This window comes from Streptomyces antnestii (assembly GCF_004005495.1).
GTDB lineage: Bacteria > Actinomycetota > Actinomycetes > Streptomycetales > Streptomycetaceae > Streptomyces > Streptomyces antnestii.
This window is the reverse complement of record NZ_RZYA01000029.1, coordinates 1-13479: the sequence shown is the minus strand read 5'-3', so window position 1 is coordinate 13479 and position 13479 is coordinate 1. Positions and strand designations below refer to the sequence as shown.

The 13479-nt window shown below is 72.0% G+C and carries 10 protein-coding genes and 2 pseudogenes; 8 read left to right on the top strand and 4 right to left on the bottom strand.

The features are described from left to right. Positions 1–39: 39 nt before the first annotated feature. Positions 40–636: pseudogene (locus EOT10_RS42945) on the top strand (4'-phosphopantetheinyl transferase family protein); the annotation flags it as partial. A gap of 129 nt (positions 637–765) precedes the next feature. Here the strand turns inward: EOT10_RS42945 and EOT10_RS37275 are convergent. The 4 genes from EOT10_RS37275 to EOT10_RS37260 all read right to left on the bottom strand — a co-directional run bounded on the left by EOT10_RS37275 (position 766) and on the right by EOT10_RS37260 (position 5378). Next, positions 766–1380 (bottom strand): response regulator transcription factor, encoded by a 615-nt coding sequence (locus EOT10_RS37275; RefSeq protein WP_127832830.1) that lies wholly within the window; start codon positions 1378–1380, stop codon positions 766–768. A 21-nt stretch (positions 1381–1401) separates the two neighbouring features. Beyond that, positions 1402–2613: a sensor histidine kinase gene (locus EOT10_RS37270; RefSeq protein WP_189492591.1), complete on the bottom strand. Its 1212-nt coding sequence runs from the start codon at positions 2611–2613 to the stop codon at positions 1402–1404. 90 nt (positions 2614–2703) lie between these two features. Further along, positions 2704–4980, bottom strand: a complete 2277-nt coding sequence (locus tag EOT10_RS37265) for a TOMM precursor leader peptide-binding protein (RefSeq protein ID WP_127832828.1) — start codon at positions 4978–4980, stop codon at positions 2704–2706. Then, positions 4977–5378, bottom strand: coding sequence for a hypothetical protein (locus EOT10_RS37260; protein ID WP_127832827.1), 402 nt, complete (start codon positions 5376–5378; stop codon positions 4977–4979). Before EOT10_RS37260 ends, EOT10_RS37265 begins: the two co-directional genes overlap by 4 nt. 250 nt (positions 5379–5628) lie before the next feature. Here EOT10_RS37260 and EOT10_RS37255 point away from each other — a divergent pair, with 250 nt between their 5' ends. The 7 genes and pseudogenes from EOT10_RS37255 to EOT10_RS43305 all read left to right on the top strand — a co-directional run. Next, positions 5629–6423 carry an AfsR/SARP family transcriptional regulator gene (locus EOT10_RS37255; protein ID WP_127832826.1) on the top strand — a complete coding sequence of 265 codons (795 nt, stop codon included), beginning with the start codon at positions 5629–5631 and terminating at the stop codon, positions 6421–6423. A gap of 52 nt (positions 6424–6475) precedes the next feature. Next, entirely contained in the window at positions 6476–8065 is a 1590-nt protein-coding gene (locus tag EOT10_RS37250; RefSeq protein ID WP_127832825.1) for an acyl-CoA carboxylase subunit beta, read from the top strand. 260 nt (positions 8066–8325) lie between these two features. Next, the gene (locus EOT10_RS37245) at positions 8326–9591 is read left to right on the top strand and encodes a beta-ketoacyl-[acyl-carrier-protein] synthase family protein (RefSeq protein WP_127832824.1); all 1266 of its coding nucleotides are present in this window, start codon (positions 8326–8328) and stop codon (positions 9589–9591) included. Then, complete coding sequence (locus tag EOT10_RS37240) at positions 9588–10802, top strand: ketosynthase chain-length factor (RefSeq protein WP_127832823.1); 1215 nt, start codon at positions 9588–9590, stop codon at positions 10800–10802. The genes EOT10_RS37245 and EOT10_RS37240 overlap by 4 nt, the downstream gene beginning before the upstream one ends. A gap of 93 nt (positions 10803–10895) precedes the next feature. Beyond that, the gene (locus tag EOT10_RS37235) at positions 10896–11165 is read left to right on the top strand and encodes an acyl carrier protein (protein WP_127832822.1); all 270 of its coding nucleotides are present in this window, start codon (positions 10896–10898) and stop codon (positions 11163–11165) included. Between the two features lie 133 nt (positions 11166–11298). Next, the gene (locus EOT10_RS37230; RefSeq protein WP_223281432.1) at positions 11299–13077 is read left to right on the top strand and encodes an acyltransferase domain-containing protein; all 1779 of its coding nucleotides are present in this window, start codon (positions 11299–11301) and stop codon (positions 13075–13077) included. Positions 13078–13135: 58 nt separating this feature from the next. Continuing rightward, positions 13136–13479: pseudogene (locus tag EOT10_RS43305) on the top strand (hypothetical protein); the annotation flags it as partial.

Genomic DNA, 13479 nt, shown 5'->3' with positions numbered 1-13479 from the left:
GAGCTGCGGCGCACCGGCAGCGTCGTGCTGTTCGCGTCGATGCCCGACTGGCTGCCGGCCGACGGCACGGAGAGCGAGCTGCGCCGCCGCCTCGGACGTGACTGGCGGCGCTACGAGAGCCTCGCCCAGCCTCGTACCAGAGAGCGCTTCGTGGCCTCGCGGCTGCTGCTGCGCTACTCGGCGGCGGCGGTCCTCGGCACCGCCCCCGACCTGGTGGACCTGGCCTACCAGCCGGGCGGGCGCCCCTACGTCCGCGGCTGCGACCAGATCGACGTCAGCCTGAGCCACACCGAGGAGATGATGGTCGTCGGGATCACCCGGCGCGGGCGCATCGGCGTGGACGTGGAGCGGGCGGACCGGCGGCTCGCGCACACCGGCTCGGAGCGCCAGGCGTGCACGCCCTACGAGAAGGCGTGCCTCGACTCGGGCGGTGACGAGGCACGCAACGACACGATGGTGCGGCTGTGGACGCTCAAGGAGGCCTACAGCAAGGCCCTTGGGCAGGGACTGCGGTTCCGCTTCACCGAGTTCGGCTTCGCGCTCGACGACGGGGAGCCCCGCCTGACCAGACCCGACGGCTCCCGGGTGCCGGGCGGCGAGTGGCAGTTCGGCACCTACCCCGCCGGGGCGGGATACGTGATCGGCGTCGCCGTCTGCGACGCGGGCTTCGGTGAGCTCGCGGACCTGTCGGTCGGGACGACGCTGGACGACGGCATGTTCGACGCGCTGCTCGGGGCACCCGGCCCGGCCCGCGCCGCGGGTCCGTCAGGGGAGCCAGCCGGCCTCTTCGGCGATCCGGATGGCGTCGATGCGGTTGCGCGCGCCGAGTTTGCCGACGATGGCCGTCAGGTAGTTGCGGACGGTGCCTTTGGACAGATAGAGGCATCCGGCGATCTCGGCGGCGTCGGCGCCCCGGGCGGCGAGGCGTAGGACCTCCAGCTCGCGCGGGGACAGTGGGTTCTCCGGCGAGTCCCAGGCGGACAGCGCGAGCTGGGGGTCCACGACCCGGCGCCCCGTCGCCACCGACCGTACGGCCAGGGCGAGCTGGCTGGGCGGGGAGTCCTTGAGGAGGAAGCCGGACACCTGCGCGGACAGGGCGCGCCGCAGGGTGCCGGGGCGTCCGAGCGAGGTGAGGATCAGCGTGCGGCAGCTGGGCAGCCGTTCATGGAGCTCGGCCGCCGCCGTCAGCCCGTCGATGCCGGGCAGATCGATGTCGATCACCGCGACATCGGGTTTGGTCTCGAGTGCGGCCGCGACGATCGTGTCGCCCCGGTCGACGGTGGACACCACGTGGAGATCCGGCTCCAGCTGGAGCAGCGCGACGAGCGCGCCCTGGATCATGTGAACGTCCTCGGCGAGGAGGATCCTGACGGACAACATCTTTACCCCCGGTGAGATGTGTCAGGCTACGGCGGTTCTCTCCGGGCGCGTGGGCTCGAACACCAGTAGCTCGTTCTCGTCGTGGCCCGTGGGTCTGAGCGGTGCCCAGACCTCCAGGTGGAACCGGCCGTCCTCCCGCAGACCCGCGGAGAGCCCGCCGCCGATGGCGGCGAACCGGCAGCGCAGATTGTCCAGACCCGTGCCGCCCGAGCGGGCGGAGGCGAGTTCGCGCTGTTCGTGCGGATGATCATTGGTGAGGCCGAGCCGGACCGTTTCTTCTTCAACCTCCGCCTTGATGGTGCAGACGCGCACCTGGCTATGCCGGAGGATGTTGGTGACCCCCTCCCGAAGTGCCGTGGCGAGCACGGTGTCGACCACCGGATGCAGCCGGCCGCACTCGACCTCGACCTCCGCGCGGATGTCGGCGGCGGAGAGCACCGTCCCCGTGGATTCCGCCTCCTCGACGAGAGACATGTTGCGGTACCCGCTGGAGACGAGTCGTACGTCGGCCAGGGCCTGCCGCGCCACCTGGAGGACCGCGAGGGTCTCCTGACGGGCCTTGTCCGGACGGGTGGTGATCAGCCGCTGGATCAGCTCCCCCTTGAGCGTGATCGCGGACAGACTGTACCCGAGCAGGTCGTGCAGGTCCCGGGCGAACCTCAGGCGCTCCTGCTGGACCGCCATCCGGGCCAGTTCCTCACGGTTCTCGTGCACCTCGCTGACCAGGTCGGTGAGCCGGGTCAGGCCGTAGATGACGAGACCGGTGAGGGTGCTGGCGATGGTGAAGTAGAGCACCAGGTCGACCGGCGCCCCGGCCAGCACGTTGTACACCGGGATGAAGGCGATCAGCAGCCCGTAGCTCGGCCAGGCGAACCGGGCCGGCAGGGTCAGCAGCAGCGAGGCGGCCAACGGACCTTCCATGCTGCCCCAGTTGATGCTGAACCAGACGAGCGGCCCGAACGTGAGCACCGCCTGGAGCAGCAGGACGAGCGCCTTGCGCCGGGTCGGCCACCGGCGGGCCTGCGGCGAGGACACCGCCAACTGCGTGCCGAACAGCGCCAGTACGAGGGCGACGCACAGGACGAGTTCCCCCGGACCGGGCCGCGTGCGCACCACGTTCAGTACGGTCATGGTGGCGTAACAGACCAGGGCCGCGACGATGATCGCGTGGGCCAGCCGCGGGGCGGGCGCCTGGGACCGTGGTGTGAACGGAACGACGTCCCTCGTCGGCATTGCCGCCTCCTCGCGAGGATCGGTAGTGGCGGACGGCATGTTATGTCGATTCGCTGGTTCCGAACCAGTGAAACGAGGCGAAGGCCGAACTCAGACGAACAGGGGAATCGGGTTGATTTCCTCATAGGGGAGAGGGCGTGAGCGGCGTCCGAGCTCCACCGGTGTGTCGAAGAGGCGGCCCGGTGCGAAGCGTGCCCAGAAGTGCCGCATTCCCGGAATGATCACCTTCACAACAGGAAGTCCCACGTCGGGGCGTGTCTGGTCGAGAATCAGCATTTCCATGCCATGGGTGCGCACGAGGGTTTCGGCCAACTCGACGTCGTCCCGCAGGTCGTTGTGTTCCGGAAAGGAATAGGACCCGGGAGTGCGCGGAGCTTCGGCTGGATCCGCGCGAACGTATGGCTGATTTTCCACCGTCGCCCCCTGCCACCAGGCAGAAAGATCAGGATCCGCCGACATGAATTCGGCCGAGTCCCCCTCCGGCGGAAGCAGTTGAGCCATTTCCGTCACCGCCCGGCGCAGCGCGAGCCGGGGATCGAAATGAGCCCCGAACCCGAACGAGATCCCCTGGGCCGGCCCTTCGGCGCGCCGGGACATCGCCACCATGACCGGAATACCGAAGTCCGCGGTGAGGTCGAGCACCCACACCTCCCGGCGCAGCCGCTCGTACGTCTGCCGGGTGCGCGCCAGCCACGGCTCGTCGAACGCGTCCAGGTCCACCGCAGGCTGGCGGGTGCGGTTGTACCACCACAGCGCCACCGCGTCCCGCTCCACCAGCTCCAGGAAGCCCTGCACGACCGCGTCCTCCGGGCTGCTGCCCGCCGCGTTGCCGTTGGAGTCGGCCCACGGCGCGGCCGTCACCCCGTCGGGGCCCGGCCCGAAGTACAGCATCGACGTCGGCAGCAGCCGCTGCCTGCCCGACGTGAGCGACCACACCGGCGTCCAGTCGGCCGGCGCCCCGGGATCGAGCGGCGGCGGTACCTGCTGGAAGCGCGAGTGCCGCGGATTCCACAGGTGCCGCTCCCGGAACTGCCGGTCGGCGAACAGCTGGCAGGAATTGGGGTGCAGGGCCGCCTCGCCCAGACCGGCCAGGGTGTCACGCACCGTGGGCTCGTCGCCCTGCCGGCTGCCGCAGTAGCGTTCCAGCGCCTCGCACAGCGCGCCGACCTCGGCCTCCTGCGGCGTCGTGCCCTTGCCGCCGCTCTGGCCGCGCAGCCCCCCGCGCAGCCCGGCCAGGGAACGGCTGTCGCCGAGGGCGAGGTTGCGCCCCGCGACATACCGGTTGAGCCCGTCCGGGGAGCCGGGGGCCGGCCGGAGCTCGGACACCACGCCGGTCACCGGGTCGGCCAGATGCCGGTAGCGCGACAGCACCGTCTCCGCGCTCAGCGAGCGGTGATTGCCGCCCACCGTGCGGGACTTGGGGCTGGAGCGCGGCGTGAACGGCCGGCCCACCAGCGCCGCGACGAGCCCCGGATCCCCGCACGTCGGGCACTGCGGACGCCGGGTCACCGGATGCCGGCGGGTGGCCAGGGTGCGGGTGTCCAGGGTGCAGACGGCGCGCTGGCCGTCGTAGCGCATACCGGCCACCCACTTCGTCGCCTCGAGGACCGCCGTGTGCAGCCCGAGGGCGCGCACGGTGGCGAACGAGGCCTCGGGGACGGGCACCATGTTCCCGAGCCCCAGGGCCTGCCGGACCGGGGCCGTGGACGACCGGTGGCCGCGCAGCCGGTGCGCCAGACACTCCCAGCACGCGTCGTCCGCCCCGCCGAACACCGGGCCCACCCAGGTCTCCGCGCCGCTCGGCTTGGCCAGCAGCCAGGCACGGCCCGACGCCCGGTGCCGGGCGTCGACCTCGGCGAGACGGGGGTCCAGGTAGTCGTCGCACAGGACGAGGGAGACCTCGGCCGTGTCCTCGTCACCGGGACCGGCCATCCGCAGGCCCGCGGCCAGGCACTCGGCCCGGGCCGCCGCCGGATCGCCCTTGCCCAGGTGCACGAGCGCCACCCGGGTCGCCCGGAACGAGGCGGAGGCGCTGGGGCCGTGCACGCCGGCGATCTCCCAGTACGCCTCCGTCGAGGCGTCTGTGGCCGGGTCGTGATAGCCGACCAGATCGGCCCGGGCGAGCTCGGCGATCATGCGGGCCGCGGTGTTCGGCGGCAGGGTCGCCGCCGCCTCCCGCAGCACGTCCGCCAGAGTGCGGGTGCCGTCCAGCAGAGCCGCCAGCTGCTGGACCTCACGGCCCTGCAAGGCCGTCGTCCCGCGCTCCGACAGCAGGTAGACGGCGTCCCCTTCGATCGCCTCCACCCGCAGGTGTCTCTTGAAGCCCACCGGCAGTTCGGCGAGCTGTCTCCCCCCGGATGTGTTCATGCACGCGCCGTCCCGGCCTCTTCGCCGGGCAGGGGCGCCATGCCGGTGGCGCAGCCGTACATCATGACGGGGCCGGACCGGTCGAGGTGATCGATGACCATGCCGAGTTCCGCTTCGGTGGGCAGGGGGGCCATGCCGGTCGCGCAGCCGTAGAGGGTGACGTCGGACGGCCGGTCCAGGTGGTCGATGGCCAGGCCGCGGCGACCGCCCCGGTACCCGTCCCCGAACAGCCCGGCGAAGTCGTCGCCGTACACCGGCTCCATGGCGGGGAGGCCGAACTCGGAGAGCACGGAGACCGGGTCGCTCGTGTAGCGCTGGGCCAGGTCGGGCTCGAGGCCGGCCCGGGCGGTGAGCAGTGCGAACTGGTGATCCGAAGACAGCTGAACCGTGGTGTCCATGGTGATCCCCCTGCTGAGTTGATCCTGCTGAGCGGTTGTCCGCTTGCCGAATGCCAGGATTCTGCGGCCCGCCCCGTCACACGGCACAGTGCCGGGCTCACCATCGGGGCATGACATTTTCACGCCCGGCCTCGTGACCACCTCACTGGGACTCGAACGCCGCCGGTGCGAGGCTCGGCGCAGACTCCGCAACCCGTGCAGGACCGCCGACGGACCTGCCGCACCAGCGCACGAAGGGGAGGGCACCATCATGGAGATCAATGTCCTGGGGCCGTTGACGGCCCGTGAGAACGGGGTGTCCGTCGTACCGACAGCCGCCAAGCCGCGTCAGATCCTCTCGCTGCTAGCCCTGCAGGCCGACCGGGTCGTGACCGTGGCGACGCTCATGGAGGAGATCTGGGGCGAGGACATCCCGCGCAGCGCGGCCACCACCCTGCAGACGTACATCCTGCAGCTCCGCCGCAAGATCGCCGCCGCGCTCGACGGCGACCCGTCACGCCAGGCCAAGGACGTCCTCGTCACCCAGCACGGCGGCTATCTGCTCCAGGTGCAGCCGGGCCAGGTCGACGCCCACGAGTTCACCCGCGTCACCGCGTCCGGCCGGGCCGCGCACGAGGCCGGCGACTACCACGCGGCCTCCGAACTCCTCGGCCAGGCCCTGAAGATGTGGCGGGGCAACGCACTTGTCGACGTACGCGTCGGGACCGTCCTCGAACTCGAGGTGCTCCGCGTGGAAGAGGACCGCATGGCGGCTCTGGAGCGGCGCATCGACGCCGACCTGAAGCTCGGCCGGCACACCGAGATCGTGCCGGAGCTGCGCGTCCTGGTGGCCCGGCACCCCATGCACGAGAACTTCTGCGCCCAGCTGATGACCGCCCTGCACCGGTCGGGCAGCGCCTGGCGGGCCCTCGAGGCGTATCAGCGTCTGCGCGTCACCCTCGTCGACGAGCTGGGACTCGAACCCTCGGCCCGGCTGCAGCAGCTCCACCAGGCGGTGCTGTCCGCCGACCCGGCCCTGGACGTCCAGGTGCCTGCGTCCGGCTGACCTGCCAGGCCCTCTCCAGCACGTCTCGAGCCGGCGTTCCTACGTTTCGCCGATGACGATCCTCGACGACCTCACCGTCACCCAGCTGGCCCCCGACCTCCGCCGTGCCACCGCCGAACTGCGACGGCTCAAGGAGGAGGTGAGCCGCGGCCCCGACCCGGCGGCCACCCGGCGCCAGCACGAGAAGAACAAACTCACCGCGCACGAGCGCCTTGGACTCCTCTTCGACGAGGGCACGTTCACCGAGATAGAGCCGCTGCGCCGGCACCGCGCCTCCGGGTTCGGACTCGAGGACCGCAAGCCGCACGGCGACGGGGTCGTGATCGGCTGGGGCCTGGTCCACGGCCGGACCGTCTTCGCCTACGCGCACGACTTCCGCGTCTTCGCCGGAGCACTCGGCGAGGCGCACGCCGAGAAGGTCCACAAGGTGATGGACCTCGCGGCCGACGCGGGCGCACCCCTCGTCAGCCTCAACGACGGGGCGGGAGCCCGTATCCAGGAGGGCGTCACCGCCCTCGCGGGCTACGGCGGCATCTTCCGCCGCAACGTCGCCTCCTCGGGCGTCATCCCGCAGATCAGCGTGATGCTCGGCCCGTGCGCCGGCGGAGCCGCGTACTCGCCGGCCCTGACCGACTACGTGTTCATGGTCCGCGACACGGCCCAGATGTTCATCACCGGACCCGACGTCGTACAGGCCGTGACCGGCGAGAAGATCACCCACAACGGCCTCGGCGGCGCCGACGTGCACGCCACGACCTCGGGCGTCTGCCACTTCGCCTACGACGACGAGACGGACTGCCTGGAGGACGTGCGCTTCCTCATCGCGCTCCTGCCGTCCCACAACCGTGAGATGCCGCCCACGGTGCCCTGCGACGACCCCGCCGACCGGCGCACCGACCGGCTCGTCGACCTCGTGCCGGCCGACCCCGGGCGCAGCTACGACATCCGCGCGGTCATCGAGGAGATCGTCGACGACGGCGAGACCTTCGAGGTCCACGAGGCGTGGGCGCCCAACATCGTGTGCACCCTCGCCCGCCTCGACGGCCGCACCGTCGGCATCGTCGCCAACCAGCCCGCGGCACTCGCCGGCGTGCTCGACATCCACGCGAGCGAGAAGGCCGCGCGCTTCGTCTCCACCTGCGACTCGTTCAACATCCCGCTCGTCACCCTGGTGGACGTCCCCGGCTTCCTGCCCGGCGTCGACCAGGAGCACAACGGCATCATCCGGCACGGCGCCAAGCTCCTGCACGCGTACTGCAACGCGACCGTGCCCCGGATCTCCCTCGTCCTGCGCAAGGCGTACGGCGGCGCGTACATCGTCATGGACTCCCGCTCCATCGGCGCCGACCTGGCCTTCGCCTGGCCCACCAACGAGATCGCCGTGATGGGCGCCGAGGGCGCGGCGAACGTCATCTTCCGCCGCGAGATCGCCGCGTCGGACCACCCCGAGGCCCTCCGCGCCCAACGCGTCGACGAGTACAAGACCGAGCTCATGCACCCCTACTTCGCGGCGGAACGCGGCCTGGTGGACGACGTCATCGACCCCGCGGACACCCGCTCCGTCCTCATCCGCGCGCTCGCGATGCTGCGCACGAAGAGGGCCGAAGTACCGGCCCGCAAGCACGGAAATGTCCCTACATAGTGCGCCGTTCAACAGGTCCACGCGCACACGAGTCCGGTTCTAGGGCACGGACGTTCCATAGCTTCACCGGTCAGGGCGGCACGCTACGAGCGAGTCGCCGACCGGGACAGGCCGGCCGAGGGGGTTCCCACCCCGAACCCCCTCCGGCCGGCGCGAACGCCCCACGATCAGCACGGACGAAGGGATCGACAGTGACCCCCAGAGTGCCAACCGGCCGGTGCGCGGCGACGCGCACGGCCCCGTCGAAGGCCAGGTAGACCATGCGACGAGTCGCCATCACCGGCCTGGGCGTCGTGGCCCCGGGCGGGGTCGGTGTCAAGGAGTACTGGGAGCTGCTCACCGCGGGCCGCACCGCCACCCGCCGGATCTCCTTCTACGATCCCTCACCGTTCCGCTCGCAGGTCGCCGCCGAGGTCGACTTCGACCCGTTCGCGGCGGGCCTCTCCCAGCAGGAGACGCGCCGGCTCGACCGGGCCGCCCAGTTCGCGGTCGTCTCGACCCGTGAGGCCCTGGCCGACAGCGGCCTGGAGATATCCGCGCTCGACCCCGGCCGCATCGGCACGGCGGTCGGCAGCGCGGTCGGCTGCACCACCAGCCTGGAACGCGAGTACGCCGTCGTCAGCGACGGCGGCCGCAAGTGGAACGTCGACCACGAGTACGCCGTACCCGAGCTGTACCGGCACTTCGTGCCCAGCTCGCTGGCCGCCGAGGTCGGCATGGCCGCCGGGGCGGAGGGACCGGCCGCCGTCGTCTCCACCGGATGCACCTCCGGCCTCGACTCGCTCGGCCACGCCGTGGAACTCATCCGCGAGGGCACCGCCGACGTCATGATCGCCGGAGCCACCGAGGCGCCGATCTCGCCGATCACCTCGGCCTGCTTCGACGCCATCCTCGCCACCACGCCCCGCAACGACACCCCGGAGAGCGCCTGCCGGCCCTTCGACAAGACCCGCAGCGGCCTCGTCCTCGGCGAGGGCGCCGCCATCCTGGTCCTGGAGGAGCTGGAGAGCGCGAAGCGCCGCGGCGCCCACATCTACGCCGAGATCTCCGGGTTCGCGTCGCGCTGCAACGCGTACCACATGACCGGACTCAAGCCGGAGGGCCTGGAGATGGCGGAGGCCATCGACGCCGCCCTCGCCGAGTCGCAGCTCGCCCCGGAGTCCGTCGACTACGTCAACGCCCATGGCTCCGGCACCAAGATGAACGACCGTCACGAGACGGGCGCCTTCAAGCGCAGCCTCGGCGAGCACGCCTACCGCACCCCGGTGAGCTCCATCAAATCGATGATCGGCCACTCGCTCGGCGCCATCGGCTCCCTGGAGATCGCCGCCTGCGCCCTCGCGATGAAGCACGGCGTCCTGCCGCCCACCGCGAACCTCCACGAGCCGGACCCCGAGCTCGACCTCGACTACATCCCGCTCGTCGCCCGCGAGCAGCAGACCGACGTGGTCCTCAGCGTGGGCAGCGGGTTCGGCGGATTCCAGAGCGCCATGGTGCTGGCCCGCCCGGACAGGAGGACCGTATGACCGCCGCAGTGGTGACCGGCCTGGGCATCACCGCCCCCAACGGCCTCGGCACCGAGGAGTTCTGGAAGGCCACCCTGGCCGGCGAGTCCGGCCTCGGACCCGTCACCCGGTTCGACGCCGCCCAGTACCCGTCCCGCATCGCGGGCGAGGTCCCCGGCTATGTCGCCGAGGACCACATCCCCAGCCGCCTCATGCCGCAGACCGACCACATGACGCGCCTCGCGCTCACCGCGGCGGACTGGGCGCTCAAGGACGCCGGGATCGACACCGAGGAACTCCCCGAGTACGGCATCGGCGTGGTCACGGCCGCGTCCGGCGGCGCCGTCGAGTTCGGCCAGCGCGAACTCCAGAACCTGTGGAGCAAGGGCAAGGAGTACGTCAGCGCGTACCAGTCCTTCGCCTGGTTCTACGCGGTCAACACCGGCCAGATCTCCATCCGGCACAAGCTGCGCGGCCCCAGCGGCGTCCTGCTCACCGAGCAGGCCGGCGGCATCGACGCCATCGGGCACGCCCGCCGGCACATCCGCAAGGGCTTCCCCGCCGTCATCGCGGGCGGCGTCGACGCGGCCATCTGCCCCTGGGGCTGGGTGCCGCAGATCGCCTCCGGCCTGATGAGCACCGTCGACGACCCCACCCGGGCCTACCTCCCGTTCGCCGCCGAGGCCAGCGGATACGTCCCGGGCGAGGGCGGCGCCATCCTCCTCGTCGAGGAAGCCGGCTCGGCCGGCGCCCGCAGCGCCGCCCACGTCTACGGCGAGATCGCCGGCTACGCCGCGACCCTCGACCCGGCCCCCGGCACCGGCCGCCCGCCCGGGCTGCGCAGGGCCGCCGAGAACGCCCTCGCCGACGCCGGGATCACCCCCGGTGACGTCGACGTCGTCTTCGCGGACGCCTCCGGCGTACCCGACCTGGACCGGGCCGAAGCCCAGGCCCTCACCGAGCTGTTCGGCCCGGCCGGCGTCCCCGTCACGGCCCCCAAGACGATGACCGGCCGCCTGCTCGCCGGCGGCGCCGCGCTCGACGCGGCGACCGCGCTGCTCGCCCTGCGCGACGGCGTCATCCCGCCCACCGCCCATGTGACGGCGCCCGCCCCGGAACACACCATCGACCTGGTCACCGAGGCACGCGAGGCCGACCTGCGCACCGCACTCGTCCTCGCCCGCGGCCACGGCGGCTTCAACGCCGCACTCGTGGTCCGCCGCACGGCCTGAACCGGCCCGCGGCACCCCGCACCAGCACATCCGCTCATCCCACCGCTCCATCAACCAGCACCAGTGCGCCCAACCGAGAGGACGGCACCAACCATGACCACCTCCACCGCCACCGTGACCCTGGCCGACCTGACCCGCATGCTCCGCGAGAGCGCGGGCGAGGAAGAGGGCATCGACCTCGACGGCGATGTCATCGACACGCCGTTCATCGACCTCGGCTACGACTCCCTCGCCCTGCTCCAGGTCATCGGCGAGATCCAGCGCGACTACGGCATCAGCATCCCCGATGACGCCGTGGTCGACGCGGAGACCCCGGGCGCGCTCCTCGCCCTCATCAACTCCGGCCGTACGCCTGCCGCCTGAGGTTCCGTCAGGCCCGAGCCGGACACCCCGCGGCCGCCCTGCCCTCGTTCCCCCGGCAGGCAGGGCGGCCGTTTCTCCGCCCCGATCCCTTGACATCCATGCGGCCGGAGCCACGGTCCACGAGGAGGGAACCATGTCACTCACGTCCCACAGCGCGGTCGTCCGCCGGCTGATCGTCAGCCCCGGCCCGGCTCCGCGGGAGCAGACGCCGGTCGTGGCATCGGCCACCGCCGTCTCGGCCGTCCTGCGCGCCTTCGGCCGTTCCCCCGAGGACCTGCCGGCCCGCACCGTCGTCCTCATCGGCGCCACCGCGGTCGACCCCGGCCTGGGCGCCGAGCACGAGGGTTTCACCGTCCGGACGGCGGCCACCCCCGCGATCGCCCTGCGCCGCGCCCACCACGAACTCCACGAAGGCACCGCCGACCTCGCCCTCGTCGCGGGCTTCGGCGAACCCGACGCCCACACCATCACCGTGTACGCCGTGAAGCGCGCCGCCGAGGCGGTCGCCGACTCGGACGCCGTCCTGGGAGTCCTCGACGTGACCTCCCCGGCCGGCATGCCGCCGCTGCGGCCCGTACCGCAGAACCCGCGCGGCACCGACCCCGACCGCCACCGCCTCATCCTCTGGTCCGGCAAGAACGCCGTGGACGAGGTCCGCGTACGCGGCGAACTCCTCCCGATGCTCAGCGGCCTCCACCGCGAGGCCTACCCCGCCCTGCCGACCGCCGTGCCCTGCGGCACACCTCCCGGACCGGTACGCGGCGCGGCCGTCGCCGTGTCCGCCCTCGCCGCCCGCACCGTCCACCAGGCCCGCGCCGTCGACGTGTCACGCCCGCGCCCCGTCGTCCTGCTCTTCCCCGGCCAGGGCTCACAGCACGCCGGCATGGCCGCCGGCCTCTACCGCCGCGAGCCCGTGTTCACCGCCGCCGTCGACGCCGCCCTTTCCCACATGGGCGAGGAAGGCTCCCGGGTACGCGCCGACTGGCTCGACCCGCAGCGCGCCGCGATCGACATCGACGACGTACGCCGCGCCCAGCCGCTCCTGTTCGCGATCGACTACGCGCTGGGCCGCATGATCCTCAGCTGGGGAGTACGCCCCACCGCGTTCCTCGGCCACAGCGCGGGCGAACTCGTGGCGGCCACCTTCGCCGGAGTCGTCTCCCTGCGCGACGCCGTCACGATGGTGATGGCCCGGGTCCGGGAAGCCGTGAAGATCCCGGCCGGCGGCATGCTCGCCGTCGCCGCGAGCGAGGAGCAGCTGCGCCCCTACCTCAAGGACGGCGTCGGCATCGCGGCCGTCAACGCCAACCAGCAGGTCATGCTGGCCGGTTCGCGAGGGCCCCTGACCGACGTCGCCGACCGCCTGCGCGCCGACCGGTTCACGGTGGTGACGGTCCCCGCCACCAGTCCCTTCCACTCCCCGGCGATGGCACCCGCCTCGGACGCGATCGAGACCGACTACCGCGCCATCCCGCTCCGCGAGCCCAAACTGCCCCTCTACTCCGGCTACACCGGCACCCTGATGAGCGCCGAGGCCGCGACGAGCCCGCGCTTCTGGGCCGACCAGATCACGGACACCGTCTTCTTCCGCAACGCCCTCGACGAGCTCCTCGCGGCCGACGACGTCCTCCTCGTCGAGGCCGGCCCCCGCCAGACCCTCACCGCCTTCGCCCGCAGGCACCGCTCGGTCCGCCTCGGCGCGGGCGCGGTCTCCCCGCTCCTGCCGGCCCGCGCGGGCACCCCGGAGGCCGACCGGCAGTCCGTGCTCAACGCGGCTGCCCGCATCTGGACCGAGGGCCACGACCTGGACCTCAACGCGATCGCCCGGCTGTGGACGTGGAGCGACGAGGCCGCCCCCGCGGCGACCGGCAGCACGGCGTCGCGCATACCCGCGGAGGCTCTGGTCGCATGAGAATCGTCAACAAGGTCCTGCGCGAGATCTACCACTCGCTGACCGCCGCCGGCTGGATCTGGCTGGGCATGTCCACGCTCGGCCCACCGCCGGTCCGCCCGGAGCCGAGCCTGCACGAGCCGCCCCAGGGACACCCCGAGCGGCTCCGCCCGGACATCGCGCTCACGACGACCGAACTCGCGCTGCAGAAGCAGCTCATGGCGCCGATCGGGGATCAGTGGTGAATCCTGGAGCAGTGGCCGAGCCCGACGTGGTGGCCAAGGAGATCCGCCGTGTGGACCGGGTGATCATCCGGTTTGCGGGTGACTCGGGTGACGGGATGCAGCTGACGGGGGACCGGTTCACGTCGGAGACGGCGTCGTTCGGGAACGATCTGTCGACGTTGCCGAATTTCCCGGCGGA